Origin of the sequence: Pseudomonas sp. NPDC088885, assembly GCF_044750025.1 — a bacterium.
In the GTDB taxonomy this organism is placed as follows: Bacteria; Pseudomonadota; Gammaproteobacteria; order Pseudomonadales; family Pseudomonadaceae; genus Aquipseudomonas; species Aquipseudomonas rustica.
The window spans coordinates 1-8,218 of record NZ_JBIVJB010000140.1; the positions used below are offsets into that span (position 1 = coordinate 1).

The following is an 8,218-nucleotide window of genomic DNA, read 5'->3' on the forward strand; positions in this document are numbered from 1 at the left end:
CATCGCACAGCCGCCGCTGTACAAGGTGAAGAAAGGCAAGCAAGAGCAATACATCAAAGACGACGACGCCATGGAAGAATACATGACGCAGTCGGCCCTGGAAGATGCGAGCCTGCACCTGAACGAAGAAGCCCCGGGTATTTCCGGTGAAGCGCTTGAGCGTCTGGTGAATGACTTCCGCATGGTGATGAAGACCCTCAAGCGTCTGTCGCGCCTGTACCCGCAGGAACTGACCGAGCACTTCATCTACCTGCCGGCCGTGAGCCTGGAAAAGCTCGGCGACCACGCAGCGATGCAAGAGTGGCTGGCCCAGTACGAAGCGCGTTTGCGCACCGTCGAGAAGTCCGGTCTGGTCTACAAGGCCAGCCTGCGTGAAGATCGTGAACGTGGCGTTTGGCTGCCAGAGGTCGAACTGATCTCCCACGGCCTGTCGAACTACGTCACCTTCAACCGCGACTTCTTCGGCAGCAATGACTACAAAACCGTCGTCACCCTCGGGGCTCAACTGAGCACCCTGCTCGACGAAGGCGCTTACATCCAGCGTGGCGAGCGCAAGAAAGCAGTCACCGAGTTCAAGGAAGCACTGGACTGGCTGATGGCTGAAAGCACCAAGCGCCACACCATTCAGCGATACAAAGGTCTGGGCGAAATGAACCCGGATCAGCTGTGGGAAACCACCATGGACCCAAGCGTGCGCCGCATGCTGAAAGTCACCATTGAAGACGCCATCGGCGCAGACCAGATCTTCAACACCCTGATGGGTGATGCGGTCGAACCTCGCCGTGACTTCATCGAGAGCAATGCGTTGGCGGTTTCGAACCTGGATTTCTAACGAATTCTGTTCGGACTTGAAGTAAAAAATAAACCCCGGTGAGTTTTGGCTCATCGGGGTTTATACGTTTCAAGCATCCCTCCATGCATACAAGTCTGCGTCATGATTTGTATGTACATGTTTTCCGGATTGATAACTCCTCGCGTCAGTGCAACGCTCTGTCTGGCTACTTTCGACTTATTCATTCAGCAGAGGATTTACCGTTGAGCGAACAGCATCAGACGTTTGAAGGCCTCAAATACCGAACCGACAGTGGAGTGGAGTATTGGTCTGCCCGAGACCTTGCTCCGCTGCTGGAATACAGAACGTGGCGTAACTTCGAGAACGTTATCGCCAAGGCTATACAAGCTTGTGAACACGGTGATCATTCGGTATCCGACCATTTTGTTGAAGCCAGCAAAATGGTCTCCTTGGGGTCTGGTTCTCTGCGAGAACTGAAGGATATCCACCTCTCCCGCTATGCCTGCTATCTGGTTGTCCAGAACGGAGATCCATCCAAGCCCGTCATCGCCGCAGGGCAAACCTACTTTGCGATTCAGACCCGACGTCAGGAGCTGACAGACGATTCCGAATTTCAGAGTCTAAGGGACGATCAGAAGCGTTTGCTGCTGCGCAATGAGTTGCGCGAGCACAACAAGCTTCTGGTTGAAACGGCACAGCAGGCAGGCGTTGAGACAGAATTGGATTTCGCCGTTTTCCAGAATCATGGATATCAAGGGCTCTACGGAGGACTTGATCAGAAAGCGATCCACCAGCGCAAAGGCCTCAAAAAAAGCCAAAAAATTCTTGATCACATGGGCTCGACTGACTTGCCGCTAATTTATTTCGAGCGACTCAGGCTGAAGATAAATTGCGTCGCGACAATGTTCAGGGCAAGCAACAAGCTAACGAAGTTCACTTGCAGGTTGGTCGAAAAGTCAGAGAAACAATTTCCGAACTTGGCGGCACCATGCCAGAGGATCTTCCAATGCCGGCTACCAGCATCAAGCAGTTGGAATCTGCGATCAAAAAATTGAAGGGTCGCGCCGAAGAAGAGTGAAACGGCCAGAACCATTACTGCGAGTTCGACGCCACACTCTCCAACCGATACCCATACCCATAAATCGTCAACAGTTGCCAACCCCGATCCGCCGTCAGCCCGAGCTTGTTGCGCAGCCGATAGATATGAGTATCCAATGGCCGCGACGAAGCCATCTCCTCATGCGGCCAAAACCGCTCATACAGATAATCCCGCGACAATGGCCGGCCGAGATTGCTGAACAGACACCGCGCCAGCCGATACTCGCGCTCGGTCATAACGATCGGCTTTCCTTCGCGAGTTACCGTCAGTTCAGCATCATCAAACGTCAGATCATTGAAGCTCAGCACTTCCGTCGCCGCCGCACGTTGCTGGCTGTGCCGCCGCAATACTGCAGCCACCCGCGCCTTCAATTCATTCGGCCGAAACGGCTTGCTCACATAATCATCCGCCCCCGCATTCAACGCCTGAACGATATCGCTCTCGCCATCACGGCTGGTGAGCATGATTGCCGCTGGTGGCGCTTCCATGTGTTCGCGGGTCCAGCGCAGCAGGGCCAGGCCGGTGAGGTCGGGCAGTTGCCAGTCGAGGATCAGCAGGTCGAAGGTTTCCCGGCGCAGTTGGCGCAGCAGGTCTTCACCGCGTTCGAAGCTGTGCAGTGACCACGGCTGTTCGCCGGCATCGGCCATTTGCTGCAGGGTTTGCTCGACCCGGCGCAGTTCGGCGGGTTCGTCGTCCAGAATCGCAACGCGCATTCGCGGTTATTCCTTGTTGCTTGGGCAGTTGGCGGACAACCATAGTCGCTCGGCCCTCGCAGTGAAAGTAAGCGGCCCGCCGTTGGTCGACGTCCGCTATGATTCTTCGGGTCTACGTCTCAGACCTGTGGCCCATGAAACCATTCACCCTGCCCTGCCGTTTTTCCAAATGAACACTAATCGCCGGCGCGAAAGCCGCGAGCCCAGCCAGGTGCAACGCTTGTTTCGACAGCTGGTGCGCGAGTGGTTGTGGATAAGTCTAGTGCTGTTGCCGCTGACTGCGCTGTTGTCGTATCGCGCGCAGATCAACCTGCGCGATATCACCCCCGTCATGGGAGCCATGCTTTCGGTTGGGTTGGTAGCGTGTGTACTTGGATTGCTGCTGTGGCGTCCGCGCTGGGCGTTGTGGGTAACGTTGGTTGGCATGGCCGGCGTGCTGCTGACCAGCGCCGGGCTGGCGGAGATACGTCGCTGGTGGTCGCCGACGCCGGCGGTGTTGGGCATGTTGTTCGGCTATCTGATCTGGAACTGGCGGCGCCTGAGTGTGGTGCTGACTTATTTCGGCTGGGAGCTGACGCGGCTGGATGGAGAGCCGAAGGTTTTCCCCGAACGCCGTCGCACGCAATTCACCGGCGCCGATCGTTTGCAGGGGCAGATCATGGCCCTTGAACAAGCCATGAGCCGCACTCGCGATACTCGACGCTTCATCGCAGACGGTTTGGAATACTTGCCGGTCGCCACACTGATCAGCGATCCCAAGGGGCAGATCCTGCTGGGCAATCGCAAGGCCCGCGCGTTGTTCGATACTGCATTAGTGGGCGACGACGTCCTCGATCAACTCGCCCGCCTCGGCTATCCGGAATTATCCACAGAGCCACGTCCAGCGTTATCCGCCCTGCCGCTGCTGGAATTTCGTGACCACAAGGAACGCAGCCTGCGCCTGGAACGTGCCGCCCTGCTGCCGGTGGACGGTGACACGCCGATCGGTTGGCTGCTGAGCCTCACCGACCTTAGCGCGGAACGCGCGGCGGAAGAACAACGCAGCGTATTGCTGCGCTTTCTGTCCCACGACCTGCGCGCGCCACACTCGGCGATCCTCGCTTTGCTGGATGTGCATCGCCATCAGGCCGGGGCTGATGCGCCGTTGTTCGAACAGATCGAACGTCAGGTGCGCCGCGCGCTGGATCTGACCGACGGTTTTGTTCTGCTGGCGCGAGCTGAGTCTGAGACTTACCAATTTCAACCGACGTTGTTCGCGATGCTGGTGCTCGACGTGCTGGATCAAGCGTTGCCCATTGCCCAGCAGAAACGCATCGAGCTGCTGCATGACATGGATGAAGAGTCGCAGGAACGTCTGATCAATGCCGATCAAGGCTTGCTGACCCGCGCGCTGTTCAACCTGCTGGAAAACGCGATCAAGTACAGCCCGGCCGACACCACGATCACCCTGCGGGTCCGTTGCCGTGAGGAATGGTTGCACTGTGAATTGATCGATCAAGGCAAAGGCATCGCCGCCGATGAATTGCCGGATCTGTTCAGCCAGTACCGCCGTTTTTCCTCCGCCCAAGGCATCGATGGTGTGGGGCTGGGCCTGTCGATGGTCAAAGCGGTGGTTGATCACCATGGCGGTAAAATCGAATGCCGCAGCGTGGTGGATCAAGGCACCACGTTCCTGCTGGAGTTACCGCTGATTCACGAATAATCAGGCACAAAAAAACCGGCTATATCAGCCGGTTTTTTACATCGGAAAAAAACTTATGCACCTTTTACGGTCTTTTATGAGCTTGAGAAATATATAAGTAAATCAATTACTTAATCTCAATATTCAAGCCTTTTCAAACAAACCGTACACAGGTTATCCACAAAATCTCAGACAGCGATCTGATCATTGGCGACCGGTGCCTGCGGTGCCGGTGGCAGAGAGCCCATTTCGCGTTGAGTCTTCTCGTTCCAGGCTTGCACCCGGTCGTTCAACTCGGCAATGGCGCGCGGGCCTGTGCCTTCGGCGTACATCGGTTCGCCGATGACCACAGTGATCACGCCTGACTTTTTACCCCAGCCGACTTTCGGCCAGAATTTGCCGGCATTGTGTGCAATCGGCAGTACCGGAAGCGCCGCGTTCACCGCCAAAGCGCTACCACTGCGGGAGAACTTGCCGACAGTGCCAAACGGCACGCGTGTGCCTTCCGGAAAGATCAGCACCCAAACGTTGTCCTTGAGCAGCTCGTCACCTTTCGCGGCGACTTGTTTCAGTGCTGCTTTCGGGTTGTCGCGGTCAATCGCGATCGGCCGCAACATGGCCATGGCCCAGCCGAAGAACGGCACGAATAACAATTCACGCTTGAGCACTTGGCTCAACGGCGAGAAATAAGCGGAGAGAAAGAACGTCTCCCAAGTGCTCTGGTGGTTCGATTGAATCACGCAGGGCCGGTCAGGCACGTTTTCCGCGCCCTTGATTTCGTAACGGATACCGAGAAACACCTTGGTCAACCACAAGGCGCAACGGCACCAGTACACGTTGATAAAACGATAACGCGCCTTGAACGGCAGAAACGGCGCGATGAAAAAACTCAAGCTGCACCACAGCAGGGAGGTGGTGCCCAGCAGCAGGTAAAAGAGAAAAATCCTGATGGCCCGCAGTATCGACATAGTGACGTTTACCGTGACGGGGCAATGCCCGAGTGTTCAAGCGCACTCCCGATCAATCCCTGGTCAGGAACTTCAGAAGTACTCTAGTTGTGGATAAGTTCTGCGGCAATCGCCGCCAGATCGTCAAAAATCAGAGTGCCAACCGGCAGGGTTTTGCCCTGAGTCTTTTCGCCTTTTCCGGTCTTTACCAAAACTGGCTGTGAATCGACGGCTTTGGCAGCCTCCAGGTCACCAAGGCTGTCGCCGACGAACCAGACATTGCTCAGCTCGACGTCGTAATGCGCCGCGATGGTTTTCAACATACCCGGCTTCGGCTTGCGGCAATCGCAGCCTTCGTCGGGCCCATGTGGGCAGTACACGATCAGTCCGACTTCACCGCCCTGCTCCGCGACCAGCTCGCGCAACCGCGCGTGCATGGCATCGAGGGTGGCTAGGTCGTAGTAGCCGCGAGCAATGCCCGACTGGTTGGTGGCCACCGCCACCGTCCAGCCGGCCTTGCTCAACTGCGCAATCGCTTCGATCGAGCCGGGCAACGGAATCCACTCCGCCACTTACTTGAAGTAAGCGTCGGAGTCGTAATTGATCACTCCGTCCCGATCGAGAATCAGCAGTTTCAACAGCAATCCCTCAACCCAGCAGCGAAATGTCGGCAACGCCGAGGAACAGACCACGCAGACGCGCCAGCAGCGCGTAACGGTTGGCCCGCACATTGGCGTCGTCGGCATTGACCATTACCGCGTCAAAGAACGCATCCACCGGCTCACGCAATGCCGCCAGGCGTGCCAGCGATTCGTTGTACTGACGCGCCGCAGCCATTGGCTGAACCGCTTGATCCGCTTGCTGGATCGCCGAGTACAGCGAGAACTCGTTGGCGTTGTCGAAGTACTTCGCCTGCACTTCGGTCGGTACCGCGCCTTCGAGTTTGCTCAACAAGTTCGATACACGCTTGTTCACCGCCGCCAGCGCTGCCGCTTCCGGCAGTTTGCGGAAGGCCTGAACCGCTTGCACACGCTGATCGAAGTCCAGCGCCGAACCCGGCTTCAGGGCACGCACCGACAGGTAGGTGGCGACTTCAACGCCTTCGTCTTCATAACGCGCACGCAGACGGTCGAAGATGAATTCCAGCACGGACTCGTTGAGACCGGCTGCCTTGACCTTGGCACCGAACGCATTCACGGCGAACGCCACGGCGTCGTTCAGGTCGAGGTCGAGTTTCTTCTCGATGAGGATACGCAGCACGCCGAGTGCCGCACGGCGCAGGGCATACGGGTCTTTGCTGCCGGTTGGCAGCATGCCGATACCGAAGATACCGACCAGCGTGTCGAGCTTGTCAGCGATCGCGACGGCCGCACCGGTCAGGGTGGCTGGCAGTTCAGCACCGGCACCGCGTGGCATGTACTGCTCGTTCAGCGCCAGCGCGACGTCTTCCGGCTCGCCGTCATTGAGGGCGTAGTAGTAACCGGCGACACCTTGCATCTCCGGGAACTCGCCGACCATTTCGGTGGCCAGGTCGCACTTCGACAGCAGGCCAGCGCGGGCAGCCCACGAAGCGTTGCCGCCGATGCGAGCGGCGATGTACGCGGCCAGTTTGGAAACGCGCTCGGCCTTGTCGTAGACGCTGCCGAGTTTTTCCTGGAACACCACGTTCTGCAGGCGCAGGTTGAAGTCTTCGAGTTTCTGCTTCTTGTCTTGCTTGAAGAAGAACTCGGCGTCGGTCAGGCGTGGGCGAACCACTTTCTCGTTACCGGCGATGATCTGTTGCGGGTCTTTGCTTTCGATGTTGGCCACAGTGATGAAACGTGGCAGCAACTTGCCGTCGGCATCCAGCAGGCAGAAGTACTTCTGGTTGTCCTGCATGGTGGTGATCAGCGCTTCTTGCGGCACGTCGAGGAAACGTTCCTCGAACGAGCACACCAGCGGCACCGGCCATTCAACCAGCGCGGTCACTTCGTCGAGCAGTGCCGGCGGAACGATTGCGGTGCCTTCCTGACGGGTGGCCAGCTCTTCGGTGCGCTTGCTGATGATCTCGCGACGCTCGTTGGCATCGGCCAGCACGTAAGCGGCACGCAGGTCGGCGAGGTAGCTCGACGGCGAACCGATGCGCACGCTTTCCGGGTGATGGAAGCGGTGACCACGGGAATCACGGCCGGCCTTCTGCGCGAGGATGGTGCAGTCGATGACCTGGTCACCGAGCAGCATCACCAGCCATTGGGTCGGACGCACGAACTCTTCCTTGCGCGCACCCCAACGCATGCGTTTCGGGATCGGCAGGTCGTTCAGCGAATCTTCGACGATGGTCGGCAGCAGGCTCGCGGTCGGCTTGCCGGCGATGCTCTGGCTGTAACGCAGTTTCGGGCCGCTCTGATCGATTTCGCTCAGATCAACGCCGCACTTCTTGGCGAAACCCAGGGCTGCCTGAGTCGGATTGCCTTCAGCGTCGAACGCCGCCTGACGTGGCGGGCCGTCGAGGTTGATGCTGCGATCCGGTTGCTGGGTAGCCAGCGCGGTGATCAGCACAGCCAGACGGCGCGGCGCGGCGTAGACGGTTTTAGTCTCGTAGCTCAGGCCAGCGGCTTGCAGGCCCTTGTCGATACCGGCGAGGAACGCGTCAGCCAAGGTATTCAGGGCTTTCGGTGGCAGTTCTTCAGTGCCCAGTTCAACCAGAAAATCTTGCGCACTCATTGTGCTGCCTCCAGCTTGGCCAGTACTTCGTCACGCAGATCCGGGGTCGCCATCGGGAAGCCCAGCTTGGCGCGTGCCAGCAGGTAGGCTTGCGCAACGGAACGCGCCAGGGTGCGTACGCGCAGAATGTATTGCTGACGCGCGGTCACCGAGATCGCCCGGCGCGCATCCAGCAGGTTGAAGGTGTGCGAGGCCTTCAACACCATTTCGTAGCTCGGCAACGGCAGCGGCTGGTCGAGTTCGATCAGGCGCTTGGCTTCGCTTTCATAGTAGTAGAACAGT

The 8,218-nt window shown here is 58.1% G+C and carries 6 protein-coding genes and 2 pseudogenes; 3 read left to right on the top strand and 5 right to left on the bottom strand.

Annotated elements, in window-relative coordinates; genetic code table 11:
• A pseudogene (gene gyrB, locus ACIP1X_RS26720) lies at positions 1–832 on the top strand (DNA gyrase subunit B); the annotation flags it as partial.
• 203 nt (positions 833–1,035) lie between these two features.
• Positions 1,036–1,848: a DNA damage-inducible protein D gene (gene dinD / locus ACIP1X_RS26725; RefSeq protein WP_400755775.1), complete on the top strand. Its 813-nt coding sequence runs from the start codon at positions 1,036–1,038 to the stop codon at positions 1,846–1,848.
• 37 nt (positions 1,849–1,885) lie between these two features.
• Here the strand turns inward: dinD and ACIP1X_RS26730 are convergent, their stop codons facing one another.
• Complete coding sequence (locus ACIP1X_RS26730) at positions 1,886–2,605, bottom strand: response regulator transcription factor (protein WP_242207938.1); 720 nt, start codon at positions 2,603–2,605, stop codon at positions 1,886–1,888.
• 169 nt (positions 2,606–2,774) lie between these two features.
• On the opposite strand from ACIP1X_RS26730, the gene ACIP1X_RS26735 reads away from it, so the two are divergent.
• Positions 2,775–4,307, top strand: a complete 1,533-nt coding sequence (locus tag ACIP1X_RS26735; protein ID WP_400755776.1) for an ATP-binding protein — start codon at positions 2,775–2,777, stop codon at positions 4,305–4,307.
• A gap of 167 nt (positions 4,308–4,474) precedes the next feature.
• Here the strand turns inward: ACIP1X_RS26735 and ACIP1X_RS26740 are convergent, their stop codons facing one another.
• From ACIP1X_RS26740 to ACIP1X_RS26755, 4 genes and pseudogenes are all read right to left on the bottom strand, one after another.
• Positions 4,475–5,254: a 1-acyl-sn-glycerol-3-phosphate acyltransferase gene (locus ACIP1X_RS26740; RefSeq protein WP_053125312.1), complete on the bottom strand. Its 780-nt coding sequence runs from the start codon at positions 5,252–5,254 to the stop codon at positions 4,475–4,477.
• Between the two features lie 83 nt (positions 5,255–5,337).
• Positions 5,338–5,877 (bottom strand): annotated as a pseudogene (gene gmhB, locus ACIP1X_RS26745) (D-glycero-beta-D-manno-heptose 1,7-bisphosphate 7-phosphatase).
• A gap of 4 nt (positions 5,878–5,881) precedes the next feature.
• Positions 5,882–7,936: a glycine--tRNA ligase subunit beta gene (gene glyS / locus ACIP1X_RS26750; protein ID WP_212550269.1), complete on the bottom strand. Its 2,055-nt coding sequence runs from the start codon at positions 7,934–7,936 to the stop codon at positions 5,882–5,884.
• Positions 7,933–8,218: glycine--tRNA ligase subunit alpha (locus tag ACIP1X_RS26755; RefSeq protein ID WP_400755777.1), on the bottom strand; the 286-nt coding region annotated here is incomplete at its 5' end. The genes ACIP1X_RS26755 and glyS, both read right to left, overlap by 4 nt.